This window comes from Microbacterium mangrovi, assembly GCF_000802305.1.
In the GTDB taxonomy this organism is placed as follows: Bacteria; Actinomycetota; Actinomycetes; order Actinomycetales; family Microbacteriaceae; genus Microbacterium; species Microbacterium mangrovi.
In genome coordinates this window covers 209,081-229,794 of the sequence record NZ_JTDK01000010.1, presented here as the reverse complement: position 1 = coordinate 229,794, position 20,714 = coordinate 209,081, and the positions used below count along the sequence as shown (strand labels likewise).

Annotated in this window: 19 protein-coding genes and 1 tRNA gene; 3 read left to right on the top strand and 17 right to left on the bottom strand. The window is 68.6% G+C overall.

The annotated features are described in order from the left end of the window. Position 1: 1 nt before the first annotated feature. The 3 genes from LK09_RS11800 to LK09_RS11790 all read right to left on the bottom strand — a co-directional run bounded on the left by LK09_RS11800 (position 2) and on the right by LK09_RS11790 (position 3,156). Positions 2 to 844 (bottom strand): carbohydrate ABC transporter permease, encoded by an 843-nt coding sequence (locus LK09_RS11800; protein ID WP_039399463.1) that lies wholly within the window; start codon positions 842 to 844, stop codon positions 2 to 4. A 3-nt stretch (positions 845 to 847) separates the two neighbouring features. Beyond that, positions 848 to 1,786, bottom strand: coding sequence for a carbohydrate ABC transporter permease (locus LK09_RS11795; protein ID WP_231563021.1), 939 nt, complete (start codon positions 1,784 to 1,786; stop codon positions 848 to 850). Positions 1,787 to 1,863: 77 nt separating this feature from the next. After that, a complete protein-coding gene (locus LK09_RS11790) occupies positions 1,864 to 3,156 on the bottom strand; it encodes an ABC transporter substrate-binding protein (RefSeq protein WP_197061037.1) in 1,293 nt (430 codons plus the stop codon). A gap of 242 nt (positions 3,157 to 3,398) precedes the next feature. On the opposite strand from LK09_RS11790, the gene LK09_RS11785 reads away from it, so the two are divergent. After that, complete coding sequence (locus LK09_RS11785; RefSeq protein WP_039399457.1) at positions 3,399 to 4,334, top strand: LysR family transcriptional regulator; 936 nt, start codon at positions 3,399 to 3,401, stop codon at positions 4,332 to 4,334. A 112-nt stretch (positions 4,335 to 4,446) separates the two neighbouring features. On the opposite strand, the gene LK09_RS11780 is transcribed toward LK09_RS11785, so the two are convergent. From LK09_RS11780 to LK09_RS11745, 8 genes are all read right to left on the bottom strand, one after another. Continuing rightward, positions 4,447 to 6,072 (bottom strand): DUF5597 domain-containing protein, encoded by a 1,626-nt coding sequence (locus LK09_RS11780; RefSeq protein ID WP_039399455.1) that lies wholly within the window; start codon positions 6,070 to 6,072, stop codon positions 4,447 to 4,449. Between the two features lie 24 nt (positions 6,073 to 6,096). Then, positions 6,097 to 7,572 carry a C-glycoside deglycosidase beta subunit domain-containing protein gene (locus LK09_RS11775; protein WP_039399453.1) on the bottom strand — a complete coding sequence of 492 codons (1,476 nt, stop codon included), beginning with the start codon at positions 7,570 to 7,572 and terminating at the stop codon, positions 6,097 to 6,099. Positions 7,573 to 7,850: 278 nt separating this feature from the next. Beyond that, on the bottom strand, positions 7,851 to 8,774 hold the full coding sequence (locus LK09_RS11770) for a sugar phosphate isomerase/epimerase family protein (RefSeq protein WP_231563020.1): 924 nt from the start codon (positions 8,772 to 8,774) through the stop codon (positions 7,851 to 7,853). Continuing rightward, positions 8,771 to 9,175: a C-glycoside deglycosidase beta subunit domain-containing protein gene (locus LK09_RS21980; protein ID WP_039399451.1), complete on the bottom strand. Its 405-nt coding sequence runs from the start codon at positions 9,173 to 9,175 to the stop codon at positions 8,771 to 8,773. The genes LK09_RS11770 and LK09_RS21980 overlap by 4 nt, the downstream gene beginning before the upstream one ends. A gap of 14 nt (positions 9,176 to 9,189) precedes the next feature. Further along, positions 9,190 to 10,788, bottom strand: a complete 1,599-nt coding sequence (locus LK09_RS11760; RefSeq protein ID WP_039399449.1) for a GMC oxidoreductase — start codon at positions 10,786 to 10,788, stop codon at positions 9,190 to 9,192. A 20-nt stretch (positions 10,789 to 10,808) separates the two neighbouring features. Beyond that, positions 10,809 to 12,293 carry an MFS transporter gene (locus LK09_RS11755; RefSeq protein WP_039399447.1) on the bottom strand — a complete coding sequence of 495 codons (1,485 nt, stop codon included), beginning with the start codon at positions 12,291 to 12,293 and terminating at the stop codon, positions 10,809 to 10,811. Between the two features lie 148 nt (positions 12,294 to 12,441). Next, positions 12,442 to 12,693, bottom strand: a complete 252-nt coding sequence (locus LK09_RS11750) for a hypothetical protein (protein ID WP_039399445.1) — start codon at positions 12,691 to 12,693, stop codon at positions 12,442 to 12,444. Positions 12,694 to 12,715: 22 nt separating this feature from the next. Next, a complete protein-coding gene (locus LK09_RS11745) occupies positions 12,716 to 13,642 on the bottom strand; it encodes an NAD(P)/FAD-dependent oxidoreductase (protein WP_039399443.1) in 927 nt (308 codons plus the stop codon). On the opposite strand from LK09_RS11745, the gene LK09_RS11740 reads away from it, so the two are divergent. Beyond that, entirely contained in the window at positions 13,530 to 14,321 is a 792-nt protein-coding gene (locus tag LK09_RS11740) for a helix-turn-helix domain-containing protein (RefSeq protein WP_331454269.1), read from the top strand. The genes LK09_RS11745 and LK09_RS11740 overlap by 113 nt on opposite strands. A gap of 59 nt (positions 14,322 to 14,380) precedes the next feature. On the opposite strand, the gene LK09_RS11735 is transcribed toward LK09_RS11740, so the two are convergent. From LK09_RS11735 to LK09_RS11715, 5 genes are all read right to left on the bottom strand, one after another. Beyond that, positions 14,381 to 14,452: transfer RNA gene (locus tag LK09_RS11735), tRNA-Gln, on the bottom strand. Positions 14,453 to 14,557: 105 nt separating this feature from the next. Continuing rightward, a complete protein-coding gene (gene gltX, locus LK09_RS11730) occupies positions 14,558 to 16,084 on the bottom strand; it encodes a glutamate--tRNA ligase (RefSeq protein WP_039399439.1) in 1,527 nt (508 codons plus the stop codon). 12 nt (positions 16,085 to 16,096) lie between these two features. After that, positions 16,097 to 16,840 (bottom strand): class I SAM-dependent DNA methyltransferase, encoded by a 744-nt coding sequence (locus LK09_RS11725; RefSeq protein ID WP_039399438.1) that lies wholly within the window; start codon positions 16,838 to 16,840, stop codon positions 16,097 to 16,099. Between the two features lie 13 nt (positions 16,841 to 16,853). Continuing rightward, the gene (locus tag LK09_RS11720) at positions 16,854 to 18,128 is read right to left on the bottom strand and encodes an MFS transporter (RefSeq protein WP_052226694.1); all 1,275 of its coding nucleotides are present in this window, start codon (positions 18,126 to 18,128) and stop codon (positions 16,854 to 16,856) included. Next, positions 18,125 to 18,889 carry a fumarylacetoacetate hydrolase family protein gene (locus tag LK09_RS11715; RefSeq protein ID WP_039399436.1) on the bottom strand — a complete coding sequence of 255 codons (765 nt, stop codon included), beginning with the start codon at positions 18,887 to 18,889 and terminating at the stop codon, positions 18,125 to 18,127. Before LK09_RS11715 ends, LK09_RS11720 begins: the two co-directional genes overlap by 4 nt. Positions 18,890 to 18,994: 105 nt before the next feature. Between LK09_RS11715 and LK09_RS11710 the strand changes: the two genes are divergently transcribed. Beyond that, positions 18,995 to 19,444 carry a DUF3592 domain-containing protein gene (locus LK09_RS11710; protein WP_156138754.1) on the top strand — a complete coding sequence of 150 codons (450 nt, stop codon included), beginning with the start codon at positions 18,995 to 18,997 and terminating at the stop codon, positions 19,442 to 19,444. 131 nt (positions 19,445 to 19,575) lie between these two features. Here the strand turns inward: LK09_RS11710 and LK09_RS11705 are convergent, their stop codons facing one another. Further along, positions 19,576 to 20,688: a branched-chain amino acid aminotransferase gene (locus LK09_RS11705; protein WP_039399432.1), complete on the bottom strand. Its 1,113-nt coding sequence runs from the start codon at positions 20,686 to 20,688 to the stop codon at positions 19,576 to 19,578. Positions 20,689 to 20,714 lie beyond the last annotated feature (26 nt).

Here is a 20,714-nt window from a genome sequence, read left to right as displayed (position 1 = left end):
ATCAGCCCTTGAGTCCGCCGGCGTAGCCCTGGATGAACTTCTTCTGCGCGAAGGCATAGAACGCAAGGATCGGGATCATCGACACGATAACGACCGCGAAGATCAGGTTCCACTGCGACACCAGCGAGCCGACGTAGCTGTACATCACGACCGGCAGCGTCTGGTACGCGGTGCCGTTGAGGAAGATCAGCGACGTGAAGAAGTCGTTCCAGACGATGAGACCCGCGAGGATCGCCACGGTGCCGGTCGCCGGCGACATGAGCGGGAACACGATCCGCCAGAACACCTGGTACCGGTTGGCGCCGTCGATGACGGCGGCCTCCTCGTAGTCGAGGCCGAGGTTGCGGAAGAAGTTCGCGTACAGGAACACCGACAGCGGCAGGAGCATCCCCGTGTAGATGAGGATCATGCCCCACGGGTTGCCGACCAGCCCCACGTCGCGCGCGCCGATGTACAGGGGCAGGGTGCCCAGCTGCGTGGGCAGGATGATCGCCACGAGGAAGAGGTAGAACGCGCGGCGGCTCCATCGGCTGGTCGACCGGGCGATCGCGTACGCGGCGAGCGAGCCGAGGACGACCAGCAGCAGGATGCTGCCCGCCGTGATCACCGCGCTCCACAGCAGACCCGCCCAGATGTTGCCCGAGGAGTCGGATGCCGGCGAGAGCAGCTGCACGAAGTTGTCGATCGTCGGATGGGTCGGCGGGGCCACCGCCGCCGTGTTCAGGATGTCGGGCAGCGTCTTGAACGAGCCCATCAGCAGGATCCAGAACGGAAGCAGCAGGATCACCGTGGCGATGATCGTGATGATCTCGACGGTCAGCGTCTTCTTGGTGTAGCGGAACACGGGTCACACCTCCACGGCGGAGCGTTCGCGGGTCGCCCACTGCTGGACGACGGAGAAGAAGAGGATCAGCAGGCTCAGCACCAGCGCGAGGGCGGCGCCGAAGCCGAACTGCTGGTAGGTGAAGGCCTGTTCGTAGACCTCCAGGGCCAGGGTCTGGGTGGCACCGGCCGGCCCACCGCCGGTGAGTGCCATGACCTGGTCGAACACCCGCAGCCCCTGGACGAGGGTCAGGGTCGTCGCGATCACGACGGAGGGGCGGATCATCGGGAGCACGACGTACCGGAACCGCCGGAAGGCCCCGGCCCCGTCGAGGGCACCCGCCTCTTCCAGCTCGACCGGCACGGTCGCGAGCCCAGCGAGGTAGATCACCATGACGAAGCCGATGTTCTGCCAGACCATCACCACCAGCACGCACCAGATCGCGAGAGTCGGGCTCGCGAGCCAGTTGACCTTCGGCATCCCGAGCCCGGCCAGGAACTGGTTGAGTGGCCCGTTGTAGTCGAAGATGAACTTCCAGATGTAGGCGACCGCGATCGGGCTGACCACGACCGGAAGGAACACCAGCGTGCGCAGCAGGTAGCGGGACTTCAGCCCGCGGTTCAGCGCGAGCGCGAACAGCAAGCCGAAGATGTTCGTGAACACGACGAAGCCGAACGCGAGGAACAGCGTGTTCCACAGCGACCCGATCAGCTCGGGCGTCTGGAAGATCTTGACGAAGTTCTGGATGCCGACGAAGTCGAAGCTGCCGATGCCCGTCCAGTTCGTGAACGCGAAGAAGCCGCCGGCGACGGTGGAGACGTAGATCACCAGCAGCATCAGCACGAGAGCCGGGAGCGCCCACCACAGCGAGCCGAGTCGCACGTGGTACGACCGCGTGCGCGGAGTGCGGCGGGAGATGCGTCTGCCTGAACCGGCGGTCGTGACCGCTTCCGTCTCTGTCATCAACTGAGTTGCCATCGCTTCGTTCCTGTCTTCCATGCCGGTGGCCGGCCACGAGGACCGGCCACCGGGAATCCGGATCAACCCCAGTCGGCGTCCATCTGCTTGAGCACCTGGTCGACGGTCATCTGACCGGTCAGGATGCCCTGCACGCCGCTGCCGAGGTCGGCGTAGACCTTCGCGTTCGACCACGAGGTGGGCGGGTAGCCGCGGACGTCGTCGTTGGTGATGAGGTCCTTGACCGGGGCGTACTGCGGAAGCAGCTTCGTCGAGGCGGAAGTGTTGATGGGGATGGTGCCGATCAAGGCCGAGTACGCCTGCTGCCCCTCGCCCGACAGGATGTACCGGAGGAAGTCGGTGGCGAGCTTGGGGCTCTTCGTCTTCGCACTGGCCGCGACGGACTGGTCGGCCGAGAGCGAGAGATACGTCTTGGTTCCCGCGGGTGCCGCGATGGGCTGGATGACCAGCTTCACGTGACCGCCGGCGGCATCCATGATCTGCTTGGCCGCGCCGCTCGGGGCGAAGAATCCGAGGATCTTGCCCTGGGACGCCCCGTTGGTGAGGGCGTCGAAGCCGGCGCTCTCCGCCCCGTCCTGGAAGCACTTCGCGTCGAACATCTTCTTGATGGCGGCGAGCGCGTCATGCCATCCCTGCGTTCCCGCGAAGGTGACCTTGCCGGCGGCGCGCTTCTGGTTCCAGTCCTTGTCGGGACCGTACACCGTCGAGGTCGCGAGGCCGACCGCGAGGAACGCGGTGTTGGGCGGCGCCGCGCCCGCCAGGCCGTAGATCGACTTGCCCTTCGCCCGCGCCGCACCGCACTGCGCGATGATGTCGTCAAGGCTCGTGGACGCGTCGATGTTCACGCCGACGGACTTGGCCAGTTCGTCGTTGTAGATGACGCCGTTCGCCTGGCTGCCCAGCGGCACGCCATACGCCTTGCCGTTGTAGACCCACAGGTCCTTCTGCGACGCCGGCAGCTGCTTCTCGATGTCGCTGCTGAGCGGCAGGAGGAGTCCGGCCTTGGCCCACGGGATGATCGAGTGGGGTTGTCCGATGCCGCCCTCGGCGTTGAACGTGTCGGGGGCGTTGCCGCCCTGCACCCGCGTCGCGAGCGCACTGCCGTAGTTCTGGCCCGGCAGGTTCTGCGTGGTGATGGTCACGCCCTTGTGCGTCTTCTCGTACCCCTGGGCGAGGCTCGTGTAGGCGGCCTTGTCCTGGTCGTTGGTCGCGCCGAACGCGTACGAGATGGTCTGCGGCTCCTTGCCGCCGGCCGCGCTGCTGCCGCCCGAGCAGCCGGCGAGGATGAGGGAACCCGCGACGAGCGGGGCGGCGAGCATGCCGATCCGCATCCGCGTACGGAGATGCTGTGTCATGTCCAGCCCTTCTGACTTCGTTGTCGGTGACTCGTTCGTTGAGCGACCGTGCTGTGGGTCAACTATCGCACCCATGGGCCGAAAACACACATAAGTCTTCTCGATATCAGACATAACCACTGTCGAGGGTCCCAATAGCCTAGTTGACCAGGCTTTTTCATCGGCGGCTCGACGATAGCCCGCATCACCGCGGCTGATAGAGTGACTCCACCAGCCGCCCCCACCCGAAGGATCACGCTGAAGTGGCCGATCATCTGCTGCTGTCCCGTCTCGACCTGAATCTGCTCGTCTCCCTCAATGCGCTGCTCACGGAGCGGAGCGTGACCCGGGCCGCCGAACGCCTCCATCTGAGTCAGCCCGCACTGAGCGCAGCCCTCGCGCGCCTGCGCACGCACTTCGGCGATCCGATCCTCGCCCGCCGGGGAAACACGTACGAGCTGACGCCGCTCGCGCTGCGGCTCGCCGACCACACCACGACCGCCCTCGAGGCGGCCCGGCGCGTGTTCGAGAGCCAGGCGGAGTGGGACCCGGCGGAGTCCGTCCGCGAGTTCTCGATCTACGGCTCCGACTACGGATTCACCACCATCGGCCGGGTCGTGTCCGAACTCGCCGCCGAGCGTGCGCCGGGCGTGCACTTCCGGTTCATGCTGCACAATCCCGCCGTCGTGGAGGATGCGGCGAACCGGCTCCGCGCGGTCGACGGCATGGTCATCCCGCACGGCTTCCTCACGGACCTGCCGTTCGTGGACGTCTGGCAGGACGAATGGGTCGCGATCGTGGCCACGTCCAACGACGAGGTGGGCGACGCGCTGTCCCGCGACCAGATGTCGCACCTGCCGTGGGTGATGAATTACCAGAGCCGCTCCGCGTTCACCTCGGCGGAGCGTCAGGTGCAGCAGCTCGGGATCGAACCCGACGTCGAGGTCGTCGTGGAGAGCTTCCTCGCGATCCCGCACTTCATCGCGGGCACGTCGCGGGTGGGCATCATCCACTCGTCGCTGCTGCCGCTCGCCGAGCGGGCCGCCGCGGTTCGGTCCGTGCAGCTTCCGTTCACCCCGACGCCCATCGTCAACGCACTGTGGTGGCATCCGGTGCACGGCAACGACCCCGAGCACCAGTGGATGCGGGCGCTGTTCGCCGAAGCCGGCCGGATCGTGGAATCCGGCGCCCACGCGTAACGTCCGGCGACTCGATGGTGACCGTCGCCGGATGCGATGGCAGCAGAACTGTAGCGGCTTCACATTCCTCGAAGACGCACTCGAGGAGGAGCTGCTCGGGGGGAGGCACTGGTTACCCGAAACGCAGGAGGCGGATCCGCACCGCGCCGACTCGATCCGTCGGCAGCAGCTCGAGGCGTTCGTCGCCGTTCAGCGCACGGCCCGGCATCCACGTTCCCCCGGCGAAACTCCCCTCGACGACCGCGTCGATCTCGACAGAGCCGGCGTCGTCGAAGAAGTCGAGGGTGAGGCCCTCGCCGACGATCAGGAACGTGTCATCCGGTCCGGAGATGACGAGCGCGAACGGACGCGTGTCGTGCGGGGCGCGTATGCGGGCACCGTCCACGGTTTCGTCGGGCAGGTCGGGGGCGGGCGGAAGATGCGCGACGCCCGCATCGAGCAGCATCCGCGCGAAGAGTTCCCGTGTGCCGCGTGCAACCAGGCGCACGCCGCCGAGCTCGATCTCGGCGGACTCCACACCCGGTTCGAGGACGACCGCTGCGATGCGCCCCTCGGCCTGTGAAGTGGTCACGATCTTGCCGATCTGCGTGAGCTGCTCGAGCAGCCGCGAGACCTGACTGCCTGTGCGGAGATCGTCGATCCCGAACGCCGACCAACCGAGCGCCCCACGGGCGAGCGTGAGCACGAGGTCGCCGGCACGCGGGCGGCACTCCGGGACGAAGAGCGGATTGTCGGGGAACGCGTACGTCCCGAGGACGGATGCCGCATCGTCGATGTAGATATCCGGGCTGATCATCTGCAGGCTCGGCGCCGTCGCGCGCCAGACGTCCCGCACGCGGGTGCCCGGACCACCGCTCGGATACTGGCCCGCGCGTTCTTGCCCCGGCTGCGGGCCCAGCCAGGCATTCGCGTACATCGGGACCGGCCAGACAGCGGCGCCGCGACGGGCGAGGGCCTCGGCGTACGACGCGAACGCCCAAGCCATGAAGACCTCCTCCGCCTCCCACCCCTCGCCGAGCATCTCCGACCACGTGCCGGCTGCCGGCGACCCGGCATCCCGCCACAGGCGTCCTGCGACGGATCCGGATGCCGTCGCGTGCAAGAACTCCACGAACGCCGCCGGCACCGGGTCGGACCATGCGCGCTCGGCGACCGACGATCGGTCACGACTGTCCGCGAGCAGGCCCACCTCGTTCTCGACCTGGACCATCGCGACGCGGTCGCGCAGCGGATGGGCCGCGACGAACGCCAGCAGCGACTCGAAGGCGCGGGCATCCGCCTCGCGCAGCTCCGGCGAGAACACGCTCAGCACAGGCTTCGGCATGGCGCCGTCGTACGTGAAAGCCTGCCGGACACGGGCTTCGACGCGCGCCCGTGGGAAGCGAGTGGGGTCGGCACGCACCCAGCGGGGCGCATACGTCGACGCGGCATTCTTGAACGCACCGAACCACAGCAGCACGATCCGCAGGTCGAGTGCCTCGGCCCGCGCGAGCATCTCTCCGACGAGCGAGAAGTCGCGGTGGCCTTCGACCGGCTCACTGAGATCCCAGCACACCGGAGCGATCACGGTGTTCGCGCCGACATCCCGCGCGTGACGGAAGCCGTCCGCGATGCCCTGGATGCTCGATGACGTCGAGTTGTGCAGCTGCCCGCCGAGCAGCAGCGCGGGGGCGTCGCAGTGGATCAAGCGGTCGCCGTGGATGCGCCAGCGTGGTGAGAGGTCGGGGGCGTCGGTCATCGCTCGTCTCCTCGGGTCACGGGGTCACATCGGCTGCGCGGCTCGCATCGAGCGGCGGATCAGATCGTGCTGCCTGCGCACCAGCACCAGCGGGTCGACCTCGCCGAGTTCGGCGAACGCGTGTCCTTCCCACTCGCTGGACCAGTAGCCGCGGTAGCCGCCCTCCACGAAGACCCGCACGAGCTCGGGGTAGTCGATCGCAGGCTCCTGCCCGTGCTCGTCGATGTCGTAGAACTTGGCGTGCACGTGCAGGATCTGCGGCATGATGTCGGCCCATTCGCGAGGGTCGACGTGCCCGTGCATGTTGAACGCCAAGTGCGCGAACGAGCCGAGGCGTCCGGGGTCGAAGTCGCGCGAGCGGAGGTACCCGATGAACTCCTCCTGGCGCTCACGCATCGGGGCATCCGTCGACCAGATCCGCTGCAGGGTGTCGATGGCCTCGTCGTCGAGCCCGGCACGGCGCACGGCGCGCAGCAGCGTCGGCGACATGGCGTGCATGGTCGAGGAGAAGTCGGCGACGAACCCCAGAAGCGGCGAGTCGAGCTCGGCGTACGTTTCACGCACACGCAGGATCGGCTCGGCGTTCGGGCCCAGGGGCGCGTGGATCTCGTACGCGAGCTTCAGGCCGAGCCGCTCCGCGACCGGCAGCAGACGCCGCAGCAGTTCGGGCTTCGCGGACTGGATGCGCACGAGCGGGAAGCCCAGCTTCTTCGCGCCGCGGAACATGAGCTCGCTGAACTCGAACTCCTCGTCGGGTGTCATGTCACGGTCGCGCCGCTTGCCCATGTCGAGGTTCGCCCCGAACGAGCTGGCATCGAATCCGTGCCGGTCGAACGCGTCCCGCCACGTGCGGGCGAACTCGTCGGACACGACGGGATACGTCGGCACCATCTGCGAGGCGACGATCTCGATCCCGGGGCCGATGCCGAGCTCGGCGACCCGGTCGAGGAGTCCGTCGAAGTCGAACCATCCGGCGCGGAACTCCGCGCTGGCCGAGTACAGGGTGAGGCCGAGCCGGAACGGATCCGCCTCGGTCGTCGGGGGCGGCGCTGCGATGCCGGTCTCGAGCACGGGCAGCGGGGCATCCCGATCGGTCGCCGTCAGGGTGAGCGCCTGGTGCACGATGTTCGGCACGTAGACTCCGGGGCCGCCGTCCAGCCCCGGCGCGATCTGCATGTACGGGAGGCGCAGCTCGCCGTGGATCACGACATCATGCGTCTCGCCGAGCGCGATCGCCTGGTCGCGCCGCACCACGAGCAGCGGGTGCGTCTGCAGGTCCCAGAGCACGTCGCTCTGTCCCGGGAGGTCGCCGATCGCGTACCGGACTCCGTCGAGTTCGAAGGCGAGGTCCGCCTCGGGGACGTCGACCCCGTCGATCGTGAGCCGGATCGTGGTGACCGACGAGAGCCAGAGGCTCCGGTACCACGGGATCGTCAGGGCGATCGCGGCGCCCTCCGGGTGGACGCGCAGGCTCGCGTCGTCGATGAGTCCGTTGGGCATCGTCGCTCACTCTCGTCGTGGGGTTGAATCCACGCTAACAGTCCTATGTTTGTTTTGTACCTAAGTTTGCGTGATGCCCACTAATCGGTGCGGTGATGTCACGCGACGGCACATCCGAGCCCACTGGAGGCTGGTTCAGGTGCCAATTTCTGCGTGGCCCGGCGCGGAAGTTGACACCCGAGGAGGGGTCCTCGCGGGCCGTAAACAGGCAGTTGGCCCAGAACAGGCAGAATCCGCCGGAACCCTGCTGTTCTGGGCCAATCGCCTGTTCTGGGCCGTCAGCTCCGGCTCGCGGGTGCGGCCGCGCGTTCGGCGGCGATCGATCGCAGGAGCGCGTGCTGGCGGCGCAACTGGTCGGCGGCCCGGTACGGCTCGTGGTGCCCCTCGTATTCGCTGGAGAACCAGCCGGTGTAGCCGGCATCCAGCGCGACGTCGAGGATCTGCCGCCACGGAATGTAGAGGTCGGTTCCGTCGTCTTCGATCTCGTAGAACTTCGCCTGGAAGTAGACGGTGTGCTCCATCACCTCGGCGAGGTCTGCGACCGGCACGAACGGCACCTCCGGCGGACGCGCGGTGCCGTCGCCCATCCGGAACGACGCGCTGCCGCCGCGGCGGCTGTACCGCTGCACGTCGAACACGCCGGTGTCGATGAGGAGGCCGAACTGCGACGTGCCGGTGCGATCCTTGAACTCCAGGTACTCCTCGACCACCGGCGACTTGATGACGGTCGGCCAGTGGATCTCCGGGCAGATCACGATGCTGAGATCTTCTGCCAGCTCGAGGTTGCGCTCGACGGCCTCCTGCCAGATCGGGTCGACCTGGAGGTCTCCGGTGATGACGCCGATCTTCGGCCGGACGAACGAGAATCCGAGCTGTGCGGCCAGCCGCAGGTCGAGTTCGAGCTGTGCGGCACCCTCGGTTGCGGTCATCCCGCGCCCCGGGAACCGGCGGGTGTCGATCCACGATCCGTACAGCGTCGGGGTGAGGCCGAGGCGCTCGTTGCGGGCGAACCAGGCGTCGATCCACGCGGAGGACGGATTCGGGTAGTCGGCGATGTGTCCTTCGCCGAGGATCTCGAGGCCGGTGGCGCCGAGGTCGGCGACGTCCTCGATGCAGTCCTCGACGGTCATGGTCACACCGAGGTCCTCGGTGTAGCTGTACAGGGAGACGCCGAGGCCGAACGGCAGGTCGTGGGCGGTCACTTGACGATCACCGCCTTTCGCGTGGTGGTCCAGATCGAGGGCTGCAGCTCCTCGGGGATGTACGACATCCGCAGGCGCAGCTCGAGCGTGACGTCGTGGATGCCGGGGGCGAGTCCGCCGGCTCTGGGCACGGTGAGCACCGCCGGGGCATCCATCGGCCAGCGCGCATCGACGGATGCCTGCAGCTCGGCGAAGCTGTAGTCGCCGGTCGGCAGGGTCCACCGGATGCCGGCGCCGTCGAACACCTCGCCGTCCACCGTCACCGTGGGCTTGTCGATGAGACTGCCCCAGAGTCCTCGGTAGTAGGGGCTGCGGATGCGCAGCTGGAAGCCGGTGGGAGCCCCGGCGTCGTCGCCGACGTTGCGGAAGCCGGCGGCCTGGATGAGTTGTTCTTCGAGCATGGTCGTCCGTTCGTTCAGTGGGATGCCGCGGCGGCCGCGAACCGCTCCGCGAGTTCGGCCGCGGCCCGGCGCGCCCCGCGCACGGCGATCGCGACGCTCATCAGCGTGGGGTTCATGGTGTTGGCGGTCGGGATCAGGGCGTTGCCGCCGACGATGAGGTTCTCGGTGCCCCACACCCGCGAATACGGGTCGGCGACCGAGGTGCCGTCGTCGGTCTCGCCCATGCGCATGGTGCCCATGTAGTGCAGGCTCGAACCGTTCGGAAGCAGGCGGGGCTCGGCGACGAAGGTGCCCAGCGCTCCCCCGGCGCGACGCAGGTGGGCGGTGGCGTCCGCGATCTCGGTGTTCTCGGCATCCGTGAGCGCGTACTCGATCGTCATGTTCGGGAATCCGCGGTAGTCGGGTTCGTCGTCGTCGAAGGTGACGCCGTCCTCGACCCGCGGGAGCTTCCGCACCCCGTAGCCCATGTTCACGTACCCCCAGCGGTTGCCCGCGGCCGGGTGCGCCGGATCGAGTGCGAACGGCGGGTTCTCGGCGTACATCACCTGCAGCGAGAAGGGATGGTCCGGCTCCGAGAACGGGATGCGGTTGACCGCGGCGACCGGATCGGCGGCGTGCTGCGCGCGTCGCGCGAGTTCTGCGGCGAGCTGGTCGTCGCCCACGAGGGCGCTCATCCGGTCGCCGTCCAGCGCGACCGTGCTGATCACGACGTGGTGCTCGGTGAGGTAGCGACCCAGGGCGGCGGGCCGGATGCCGGATGCCCACAGCAGCTGGGGCGACCGGAACGCGTCGGCGGCCACCACCACGAGGTCGGCCGGGACGAAGGCCGTCTCGCGGGTGCGGAGGTCCTCGACCATGACTCCGGTGACGGCGCCGTCCTCGTGCTCGATGCGGCGCACCAGTGTGAGGTCGCGCAGCTCGAATCGGGCCGCCTCCGGCGATCCGGGCTCGATGAGGGGGCCGAGCACGACGTCGGCGCCGGCCCACACCATCGTGCCGTCCGGTTGTGGGTCGCCGGCCACCGGGAGGGTGCCGACCCCGTATCCCTCGGGGAGCTCGGCGCCGAACTCGTCGTTCAGCAGCGACCGGATCGCCGCGCCGATGGGCGAGTCGGAGAACGCGGCATCCTGCACGTGCAGCAGACGGCGGGCAGTGGCGATGAGGTCGTCCCACTCCGCGTCGGGGATGAAGCGGACCTTCTCGCTGAAGGCGGGGGCCGGCGTCGCGCAGGTCCAGTGCGCGCCCTGCCCGCCGACGTTCGTCGCGGCCGCGACCGCCGGGAACGTCGCAGCGTGGGCGGAGCCGTCTCCCCCGAAGTCGAGCAGGAAGGTTCCCTGGCGGGCGGTGAACATGCCCTCCACGACGGCGCCCGCGGGCAGGCCGAGGGACTCGCGGAACGCCCCGGCCTGGGGTCCCTGCGACATCTCGCGGGCGCGGCTCTTCTCGTCCGGGTCGGCGATGTTGCGCACGCTGGCGCCGGGGCGCGGGGTCAGCTGCGGCCCGGCCTCGAACATGACGACCCGGGCGTCCGGCACTTCCTCGAGCAGCAGGCGCGCGTACGCGGAGCCGATCGGGCCGCTGCCGACGACGGCGATCGTGGGATTCGGGGACATGACGGCTCCTGTTCTGGCGCTCAGACGGCGACGGGTTCGGTGGGTTCGGGGGCGGCATCCGCGGCATCCGCCAGGCGCCCGGCCGGGAGCAGGACGGAGGCGACGATGCCGGCGACGTAGACGAGGGCGAGGGTGCCGAAGATCGGCGCGAACACGTCGCTGTAGATCGACGCGACATCGGCCTGGAGGCGGGCCGGGGCGGAATGGACGACCGCCGGCGTCAGAGTGGCGGCATCCAGCCCGGCCGGCAGCGCAGCGGCGACGCCGAAACCGACGAGGGTGCCGATGATCGCGGTGGTGACGGTGGCGCCCACCTGACGGACGAGGTTCACGGTCGCAGTCACCGCGCCGGTCTCGGATGCCGGGGCCGCGCTCTGCACCACGGCGACGATGAGGCTCATGAAGGCGCCGGTCCCGAGGCCGACGAGCGCCATCACGGCCATCGGCGCCCACAGGGGCAACCCGGGCGGCAGAAGCGCCATCGTGCCGAGACCGGTGGCGCCGAGCGCAGTGCCGACGACGGCGAACACGCGGTAGTGCCCGGTGCGACTGGCCAGCCAGCCGCTGGTCAGGTTGCTCACCAGCATCCCGAACACCGTCGCGATCGGCACGAACCCGGACACCGTCGCACTGGTGCGGTAGGCCATCTGGAAGTAGGTCGGCAGGTACGCGGTGAGCGAGAACAGGCCGATGCCCACGATCGCAGAGATCGCCGTGCCCGTGACCATGGTGCGGTCGGCGAAGAGGCGGATCGGCACGAGGGGCTGGGCGGCGCGGAGCTCGACGAGGACGAACGCGGAGAACCCGATCGCCGAGATCGCGAGGGCGGCGACGCACGCGCCGCCGTCGACGCCGATCCACGTGACGGCGAGCACGAGCGCGACGAGGCCGATCGCGAGCGTGACCGCGCCGGCGACGTCGAAGCCGGCGCGCACGGTGCGCGGCAGATGCGGGATCGCGACCAGTGCGAGCGCGAGGGCGAGGATGCCGACGGGGGCGTTCACCCAGAAGACCCACGGCCAGCCCCAGTAGTCGGTGATGAGGCCCCCCAGCACCGGTCCGATGAGGATGGCGATGGGGAAAGCGGCCCCGATGATCGCCAGGTATTTGGGCCGCTGACGCGGGGTGGTCGTCTCGGCGATGATCGTCTGCGACATCAGCTGGAGTCCGGCGGAGCTCATGCCCTGGATGACGCGGGCGACGATGAGCCAGACGAAGTCGTGGGCGAATCCGCACGCCACGGACGACACGATGAACACGACGAGGGATGCCAGGAACACTCCGCGCGCCCCGACCCGGTCGCCCAGGCTCCCGAACACCGGGAGCAGCACGGTGCTGGCGAGCGTGTAGCCGACGACGATCCAGCTCATGTGCTCGAGTGCGCCGAGCTGCCCGGCGACGGTGGCGAGGGCCGTCGTCACGACGGTGTTGTCGAGCGCGCCGAGGAACGACACGGTCAGGAGGGAGATGACGAGGAAGCGGAACCTCAACGGTGAAAGCGGCATTCGGTGCGCCCGATCGATCGGGCCTTCGACGTGACCGGATGTGCCCTCAGCGCGTCATCGCGTGAGGAACGGACCCTCGGGCCCCAACGTCAGGTCGATTCTATGCGCTCTTCTGTCTGAAATCAACTCAAGAGGTGATTACGGGCCGCTACGAGCGCGCTGCACGTCGCGCATGGAGTCGGCGGCGGAGCTTGTGCAGGAGGGGCATGAGCCCGTAGATGACGATCGGTACGGCGATGGTGACGACGACCATGGTGCGCGGCACGACGGGCAGAGCGGCGATCAGTGGCCCGAGGACGATGTTGATGACCAGAAGCGTCGGCGTGACGGCAAGCCAGATCATCAGGGCCAGTTCGTGCTGGCTGGGCGGCCGGGGGGCGACGGGACGGGAATCGGTCATGAGCGGTTGGTCCTTCCGTTGTTCAGTCGAGGGTGAGCAGAGCGGTCTGAGTGTCGTCGCCGACAAGGGCTGAGTTGACGTCCATGGCGACCGCGTTGGCGTGCCCGGCCGCCGTGATGACCTGGGCCCGGGGATCGACCAGATTGCCGGTGACCCACACGCCAGGGATCGTCGTCCGCCCTGAGGGGTCGACGTGAGCGAATCCTTCCGGACTGAGCGCCCCACCGAGGGAGGCGACGAATTCTGTCCGGGGCCGGGACGTGGGGCGCATGAAGACGGCATCCGCGGCGACAGTCCGGCCGTCGTCGAGGCGCACGCCCGCGAATCGGTCCCCGTCTGTGAGCAGCGCAGTGATCCGACCGTCTCGGACGCTGATCCCGCGGGCGCGAAGCGTTCGCGACTCGTCATCGGACGGCGTCACCCCGTTGGTGAGATAGGTGAGGTCTGAGGTCCACTCGCGGATCAGGAGTGCGTATTGAATCGCACCGGGAAGACCGCCGAAGACCGCCAGAGGTCGGTCGCGAACCTCATAGCCGTGGCAGTACGGGCAGTGAAGCAGGAAGCGTCCCCAGGCCTCGCGGACACCGGGGATTGCGGGGAGTCGGTCTTCCACACCCGTGGCGAGGATGATCCGACGTGCGGTGACCTCGATGCTGTCGCCCGTCCTGATCGCGAACCCGCTCTCGACATCCCCGCGCACGGTTGTGGCCGCGTGGGGCAGGAGACGAACCCCGTATCCCGCGACTTCCTTCCGAGCGAGTTGCAGCATCTCGGCGGGTGGGAACCCGTCCCTCGAGAGGAAGCCGTGCATGTGAGAGGCGGGGGCATTACGGGGCATGCCGGCATCGATCACCACGACGGAGCGGCGGGATCGTCCCAGGGTGAGGGCAGCGCTCAAACCAGCGGCGCCGCCGCCGATGATCGCGACATCGAACTGTTCCGGAGTCATGAGTCCACCATCTCGACCAATGGCGGATACTGCAAACCATCTTGCACAAACTGCAAACTCTTGGTGGACTGGGCCCATGGGGACGAACGAAGAGCTCGGTGCGGCACTGGACGGGATCGGGTCACGGTTGCAGCAGATCCGGACGCGGCGAGGTTTGACACTCGCGGAGGTTGCGGAGCTGGCGGGCACGTCTTCGAGCACGATTTCGCGTCTGGAAAGCGGACTTCGGCGGCCGACTCTGGAGCTGCTGTTCCCCTTGGCCAGGGCATATGGGCTCAGCTTGGACGACCTGGTCGGAGCACCCGAGTTCGGAGACCCTCGCGTGCAGCTGCGACCACGAACCCGCAACGGGCGGATCGTGATCCCGCTCACACGCAATCCCGGCGGTGTCCAGGCATGGAAGGTCGTCCTGCCCCTCGCGACCGAACCCGGCGCCCTCCGCGTTCACGATGGCTCCGAGTGGCTCTACGTCCTCACCGGTCAGGTGCGGCTCATCGTGGGCAGGCAGGATCTCCTCCTCGGCCCGGGAGAGGTCGCGGAGTTCAACACCCGCACGCCGCACTGGTTCGGCGCCTCCGGCAACGCGCCCGCCGAGATCCTCAGCCTCTTCGACCGCAACGGAACCCGCGTACACATCACCGAGGAGCAAGACGCCACCGAGCGCGCAGTGAGCGATTGAGAGACGCCGGAGAAACATGAAACCCTCTGTTCCGCGAGAAAACAGAGGGTTCTTTAGTGCTGGGGTACCTGGACTCGAACCAAGAACAACTGAACCAGAATCAGCCGTGTTGCCAATTACACCATACCCCACCGGCGTATCGCCGATGTCTGAACCTTGCGGTCCAGGTCCGTGTCGCACTGGGCGGCACGAGTAACTACTTTACCCGGCGCCGCCCAGTCCGCCAAACCGAGGTGTCAGCCGCGCGCGTCGAGCAGGGCGCCCAGGCGACGGATCGTCTCCGCCTTGCCGAGCAGCTCCATCGACTCGAACAGCGGCGGGGAGACGCGGCGTCCGCTGAGGGCCACGCGGAGCGGCCCGTACGCGACGCGCGGCTTCAGTCCGAGCCCGCCGTCCGCGACCGGGGTGATCAGGGCACCGGACAGCGCCTCCTGGATGCCGTCCGCAACGAACGACGCCTCAGGGACGACCTCGAGTGCGCCGACGGATGCCACCAGCACCTCATTGGTGTTCTCGGGCAGGGACTTCAGGGCGTCCTCCGCGTACGTGACGTCGTCGGTGAAGAGGAACCCGAGCATCCCCGGCGTCTCCCCCAGCAGCTGGACGCGCTCCTGCACGAGCGGCGCCGCACGGAATGCGAGGACGATCTGCTCGTGCGTGGGCTCGCCGCCGAAGACGCCGGCGTCGGCGAGGTAGGGCAGCATCCGCTCCGCGAAATCCTTCTCGGTGAGCTTGCGGATGTGGTCGCCGTTGATCGACTCGGCCTTCTTCTGGTCGAAGCGGGCCGGGTTGGGGTTCACGTCGGCGATGTCGAACGCGGCCGTGAACTCGTCGAGCGAGAACACGTCGCGGTCGGGGCCGATCGACCAGCCGAGCAGGGCGAGGTAGTTCAGCAGGCCCTCGTGGATGAAGCCGCGCTCGCGCTGCAGGAACAGGTCGGCCTGCGGGTCGCGCTTGGAGAGCTTCTTGTTGCCGGTCTCACCGAGGACGAGCGGCATGTGGCCGAAGCGGGGCATGAAGCCGGTCACGCCCGCCTTGATGAGCGCGTCGTAGAGCGACAGCTGGCGCGCGGTCGAGGGCATCAGGTCTTCGCCGCGGATGACGTGCGTGACGCCCATCAGCGCGTCGTCGACCGGGTTCGTGAACGTGTAGAGGAACTTGCCGCCGGCGCGGACGATCACGAAGTCGGGGAAGGACCCGGCCGGGAACGTCACCTCGCCGCGGATGAGGTCGACGTACGTCAGGTCTTCGTCCGGCACGCGCAGCCGGTACGCGGGCTCGCGGCCCTCCGCGCGGAACGCCGCCTTCTGCTCGTCGGTGAGGTCGCGGTCGAAGTTGTCGTAGCCGAGCTGCTTGGCGCGGCCGGCCGCCTCGTTGCGCGCATCGATCTCTTCGGCGGTCGAGTAGCTCTCGTAGACGAGGCCCGTCGCAAGCAGCTTCTCGAGAACGGCTTCGTAGATGTCGTGGCGCTGCGACTGGCGGTACGGTGCGTGCGGACCGCCGACCTCGACGCCCTCATCCCAGTCGATCTTCAGCCACGTGAGCGCGTCGACGAGCTGGCGGTAGCTCTCCTCGCTGTCACGCGCCGCGTCGGTGTCTTCGACGCGGAAGATCAGCTTGCCGCCGGTGTGACGCGCGTAGGCCCAGTTGTACAGGGCGGTGCGCACCATGCCGACGTGCGGCAGGCCGGTCGGCGACGGGCAGAAGCGGACGCGGACCTCGGCGCCGGAAGCGGTCGTGGTCTGAGGATGAACGGTAGCCATAGCCTTTCGATTCTAGGCGCCGGGCGCGCGCCACACCGAGACGTGCGATGTGCTCTCGGCCGTGAACGGCGACCGATCCCAGTCCGCGTAGCGCGCCTCGAACTCGAGCCCCGCGAGTCGCGCCATGAGGTCGAGCTCGCTCGGCCAGACGTACCGGTAGTGATGCGGCGAATACCGGAAAGCGCCGTCGGACGTCCGCGAGTAGTGGTGCGACACCGCGCGCTGGGTGACGAAGTCGTACTCGTCGAAGCCGAGGTGCTCGGCCGAGATGTCGAAGGGAACGGCCGACTGCCCGGGCGGCATCGACCGAACCGCGGGGACGCCCACCTCGATGACGAAACGGCCGCCCGGAGCCAGATGACGCGCCGCGTTGCGGAAGCACTCCACCTGCGCGTCCTGCGTGAAGAGGTTGCCGATTGTGTTGTAGACGAGGTAGACCAGCGAGTACTCCCCCGGTGCCCGCACCCGCGCCATGTCGCCGATGAGCACCGGGATGCCGGCATCCTTCTCTCGCAGACGCGCGGCCATCGGCTCGGCGTACTCGATTCCGGTGACCTCCACCCCGCGGGCACGCAACGGGATCGCGACGCGCCCGGTGCCGATCGCGAACTCGAGGGCGCGCCCGCCTGCTGCGAGATCGGCAAGGAAGGTCGTCGTCCGCTCGAGCCGCGCCGGTGCGAACATCGGGTCGTCGGCGTCGTCGTAGCCCGCAGCGTGGGCCTCGGTCCACAGGTCGCTCGGAGTGTGATCGTCCATGGGTCTTCCGTCTCTAAGCGGAGGTGGATGGTGCGCCGGACGCTTCGACATCGGAGCGCGCGTGACGCCCGAACGGCGAGAGCGCCGCGACCACCACCACGATGGCCAGGGCGCACCAGGCGAGCCCGGCGTAGCCGATCCGGGTGAGGATGACACCGGCGAGGATGGCCCCGATGCTGCCGACGAGGTTCATGGCGAGGTCGCTGCGCCCCTGCCGGCGGGTGCGCAGGACCTCGGACGACGCTTCGGTCAACAGGGCGGATCCCGCGACGGTGGAGGCGCTCCAGCCCAGGCCCAGCATGATCAGACCCACCGTCACGGCGAGCGTCGACATCTGCCCGAGGGCGGCGGTGACCAGGGCCCCGACGAACAGCACCTGTCCGAGGAGGATCGTCGTCACGCGGCCGATGCGGTCGGCGAGGATGCCGAACACCGGCGACAGACCGTACATCCCGAGGATGTGCAGCGAGACGGTGAGGCCGACGATCTCGATCGTGGCGCCCTCCCCCATCAGGTGGATCGGCGTCATCGCCATGACCGACACCATCACCCCGTGGGCGGCGGCCGTGGCGAAGATCGCATACCGCGCCACGCGCGGGCGGTCGGCGTGAATCACGGCGGACTTCACCGCACCCACGCCCGTGGCGATCCGGTCGGCCAGCCGCAGCGGATCCGGGCGCAGGGCCGACAGGTACAGCCCGATCGCGAGCAGCTGCGCGACGACCGTGAACAGGAACGGCCCGGTGAGGCGCGGCATCCCGATCACCTCGCCGAGGGCCTCCCCCGGGCCGACGAGATTCGGGCCGAGGACCGCGCCGATCGTGGTGGCCCACACCACCACGGAGAGGTCGCGTCCGCGGGTGCGGTCGGTCGCGAGGTCGACTGCCGCGAACCGGGACTGCAGATTCGCCGCCTGCCCGCTGCCGATCAGCACGAAGCCCGCGATCAGAAGGGGGAACGACATAACGCCCCCGGAGAGGACCACGAGCACGACGCCGACGAGCGCGACCAGCATCCCGGTCGAGAGGGACGGGCGCCGTCCGCGGGCGCGCGCCAGTCGGGCCAGGGGGACCGCGGCCAGCGCCGCGCCGAGGGTCATCGCCGCCGTCGACAGGCCGGAGAGGGAGTCGCTCCCGGAGACGCGCGCCGCCAGCAGCGCACCGAGCGACACCGTCGCCCCGAACGCGAGTCCGCCGAGCACCTGTCCGATCGACAGCACCCAGAGGGTGCGACGCCGCACCGCGCCGAGGTCGAAGGCCCCCGGATCGATGACGGCGTCTGCGTTCATGCGTTGCGCGCGGTGTTGCGCAGCACTCCCAGCCCGGTGATCTCGACCTCGACGGACTGCCCCGCCTCGAACGGCCCGATGCCGGCGGGCGTCCCGGTGAGGATCACGTCGCCCGGGAGCAGAGTGAACACGGCGGAGGCGTACGCGATGATCTCGGCGATGCTGTGGATCATGTCGGTCAGCGGCGCCTGCTGTCGCACCTCGCCGTCGACCCGCGTCGTCAGGGTTGCGGCATCCACGTCGAACTCGGTCTCGATGGCCGGCCCGAGCGGGCAGAACGTGTCGAAGCCCTTCGCCCGGGTCCACTGGCCATCCGACGCCTGCAGGTCGCGCGCGGTGACGTCGTTCGCGATCGTGTAGCCGAACACCTGATCGAGCGCGCGCTCGACGGGGACGTTCTTCGTGATGCGGCCGATCACGACGGCCAGCTCGCCCTCGAAGTCGGTCCGCTGCGACTGCGGCGGGCGCACGATCGAGTCGCCCGGCCCGATCACCGAGGTGTTCGGCTTGAGGAACAGCAGCGGCTCGGCGGGGGCCTCACTGCCCATCTCGGCGGCGTGATCACGGTAGTTCTTGCCGACGCACACGACCTTCGACCGCGGGATGACCGGAGCCAGCAGCGCGGCATCCGCCAGCGGCACGCGATCCCCCGTGGTGTCGAATCCGGCGAACATGGGGTCGCCGGCGAGCACCACCAGATCGGTGTCGTCGACGATGCCGTACTTGATGGCGTCCTGGTGGCTGAAACGAGCGATCCTCACCCGCCCAGCCTATCCAGCACCGGTATCGTTTCGTCTCGACCGACCGACCGGGGAGAGCACGTGGAAAATGGCGCAGAGCGCACCATGTCAAAGCCGCGGGGTCGCGTGTCGGAGATCGTCATCGTGGTCTTCTGTTCGGGTGTGTTTCTCGCCGGGGTGGTCGGCCTGATCTGGCAGATCGTGGACTACGCACGTTCCACGGTGACAGTTGCGACGATCACTGGGTATGAGACGCGCGAGTCCCACGATCGCGGCGGTTGCTCAGGCGGTGATTTCGCCTACGACCCGATCGTCGAGTTCACGGCCGCGAATGGGACGCACGTGCGAACGGTCCTGGCCCCCTCCTCCGAATGGTGTTCTCCCCCGAAGACCGGCGAGACTGTCTCCGTTGTGTATCGCGACGACGCACCGGCGCAGATCCAAGACACGAAGTTCGGCGACCTGTGGTGGGCGATCGGCGCGATTCTCTTCGGCGGATTCTTCCTGTTCTTCAGTATCGGCTGGTTGCGCCACCCGGATGACCCGGAACGCGAGGAATACGCCGAAACGCAGTGACCGCGGCGGGTCACTGCGTTTCGTCTCGGCGCTGGCGCGCCTCGCTCAACGACCGGAGTGGGAGGGCGCTGGCGCGCCTCGCTCAACGACCGGGGTGGGAGGGCCCTTCGACAGGCTCAGGGCGCGACGAGTCAGGCGTCCAGGCGCAGCATCCAGCCGTGGCGGTCTTCGACGCGGCCGTACTGGATGCCGGTGAGCTCCTCGCGCAGAGACATCGCCAACTCGCTCGACTCCGGACCCTCGTGGACGATCTCGAACTCTTCGCCCATCAGCTTGCCGATCGGAACCACGACCGCGGCCGTGCCGCAGGCGAACGCGCCCACGACGTCGCCCGACGCGGCGCCGTCGCGCCACTCGTTGATCGACACCTTGCGCTGCTCGACCGCGAGGCCGCGGTCCTTCGCCAGCTGCAGGATCGATGCGAGCGTGATGCCGGCGAGGATCGAGTCGGATGCCGGAGTGACGAGCGTTCCGTCCTTCTTGACGAGCACGAGGTTCATGCCGCCGAGCTCCTCGATGTACTCGCCGTCGAGGAACAGGACCTGCTGGCATCCCTTCTCGTAGGCCTCCGCCTGCGGGAGGAGGCTCGACGCGTAGTTGCCGCCGGTCTTGGCCGCTCCGGTGCCGCCGTGGCCGGCCCGCGCGTACTCGGTGGACAGCCAGATGTTCACCGGCTGCACGCCGCCCGGGAAGTAGGCCCCGGCCGGGCTCGCGATGAGGTAGTAGCCGACCTTCTTGGCCGCCCGCACGCCGAGGAACGCCTCTTTGGCGAACATGAACGGCCGCAGGTACAGGCTCTCCTCGGGGTTGCTCGGCACCCACTGGGCGTCGACCGCGATGAGCTGCTTGATGGACTCGATGAACAGGTCGGTCGGCAGCTCGGGCAGCGCCAGCCGCCGCGCGGAACGCTGCAGGCGCGCGGCGTTCTGGTCGGGGCGGAACGTCCACACCGAGCCGTCGTCGTGCCGGTAGGCCTTGAGCCCCTCGAAGATCTCCTGAGAGTAGTGCAGCACGGCGGCGGCGGGGTCGAGCGGGATCGGGCCGTACGGCTGCACGCGCGGCCGGTGCCAGCCGCCCTTCTCGGACCAGCACAGGTCGACCATGTGGTCGGTGAAGTACTGCCCGAAGCCCGGCTCCGCGAGGATCTCCTCGCGCTCAGCGTCGCCGGCGGGGCTCTCGTTGCGGGTGACCCGCCAGATGAGACCCGCGGGGGACGGTGCCTGGAGGGAAAGTTCGATGGTCATGATTCTCGTGTCCTGACGGTTCGAAG